The organism is Prevotella illustrans, assembly GCF_017426725.1.
Classification (GTDB): domain Bacteria; phylum Bacteroidota; class Bacteroidia; order Bacteroidales; family Bacteroidaceae; genus Prevotella; species Prevotella illustrans.
Genome location: NZ_JAERMS010000082.1, coordinates 1 through 1,668, shown reverse-complemented (window position 1 = coordinate 1,668; position 1,668 = coordinate 1). Strand labels below are relative to the sequence as shown.

Here is a 1,668-nt window from a genome sequence, read left to right as displayed (position 1 = left end):
CCTGACTTCGTCAATGCGTACCCCAAAATTTTTCGTCAAAGAGTTTTGTGATGCGTTGATGCCTTGCCATTAGCATGGTTTGGGTGTAAACATCCTTGTTTAAGGGGAGCTTGATTTGTATGGTGGTGATGGTCTTGGCCAAGGCGAGTACCTTATCGACGCTCATCTTAATGTCTGAGACCTTCAGCATCCGCTCCAGTTCTTTGTAGACTTTCAGCGCTACGAAGCAGATGCACACGTGAGCTTCGATGCGCTTACGCGTGAAGTGGAACATGGGTCGTATCTCGATTTTCGACTTGGCGATGCGGAATGCGCGTTCTACGTGCCACAGGTTGTGGTATGCCGTGTAGACTTGTTCCGTTGGTATAGTTGTGTTGGTCAGATAGCCTTTCAGTCCGTCCCAACGTGCGTCGTCGGCTATACGTTCATAGTCGATTGCCACTTTCACCTCTCCGTCCATGGAGAGGAACTTGTTGTAGCCTCGCTTGTTGATGTTGTCTTTGGTGAGCGTGCCTCGTCTGTAGGCTTTCTCAAGGCGTCGGATGCCTTTCTCTCGGTTGTATGCGTCCTTTCGGGCGCGGTCGTCGGAGTAGCCCACAAGCAGCCTGCGCCCTCCGCCCTTGTCGTATTCAACCATCTTACCGTCTGATTTAGGCCGGCTCAGTATCCACTGCTTTACCTCTGTGCTTTCATTCTTTATCTTCGCACCTATTATATATTTGTAGCCGTGCGACTCGAGTTCGGTAATGTTAGCGTTGTTCATCAGGCCTGAGTCTGCCACTACGACAAAATTCTCCAAGCCATATTTGCTGACAAACTCGTTAATCGTCGGCAGCATCGTGTGTCCCTCGTACTTGTTGCCCTCATGGATGCAATATGCCAGCGGATAGCCTCCAAGACTGACGAGCAGCCCGAGGATAATCTGAGGATTGCTGTGGCGGCCCTCTTTCGAGAACCCCGTCTTGCGCAGATCGTCCTCATAGTCAGACTCAAAGTAAAGTGTTGTGACGTCATAAAACAGCACTCCGATGTTGCCTCCGAACAATTTGGCCGTGTGACGCACGCTGATGTCCTGCACCACCTCGTGCTGACGGTCGCTAAGTTTGTCAAGATAACGATAAATCCTTGAAAGATCCACGTCATCGTCAAAGTGATTTTTCAGATATTCCACAGTGGCTGCCTTGCTCGCGGGATAGGCCAGACGCGCCTTTACGAGCTTGCGAAACACCTCGTCCTCTATGCGGTTGAAGCCAATGCGGTCAAAAGTGCGGTCAAGAATCAAGTCGCAGCCGTTGAGAAGAATGTTCTCTACCCGGGACAACACACGAAAGACTTCTTCACGTTCACGCTCACAAGCCTCGCGCTCTTCACCCCACAAGTCAACTTGTGGATAGCGTCGGGATTCTTCTTTTAAAATCCATTCTTGTCCAGCGTTTACCAAATTATCTATTTCGGATGGATCTTTGGATATGCCAATAGTAACCAACTCATTATATACACCCTTCTTCTTTTCTGCTACCACAACACTCGTTGTTCCAGAGCGATTCTTTTTCTTCTTGACAAACATGGTAAAAATTTTGCGTACCCCAAATACAGAGTATGCAAAGATACAAAATGTTGTTTATCAATTAATTACAAAATATATGCTTTTTAGGTGACGAAGTCAGG

Annotated in this window: 1 protein-coding gene; it reads right to left on the bottom strand. The window is 48.2% G+C overall.

What is annotated here, in order from left to right; all coding sequences use genetic code 11:
• Window positions 1-10 precede the first annotated feature (10 nt).
• A complete protein-coding gene (locus JHU38_RS12230; RefSeq protein ID WP_107581251.1) occupies window positions 11-1,567 on the bottom strand; it encodes an IS1634 family transposase in 1,557 nt (518 codons plus the stop codon).
• Window positions 1,568-1,668: the final 101 nt, after the last annotated feature.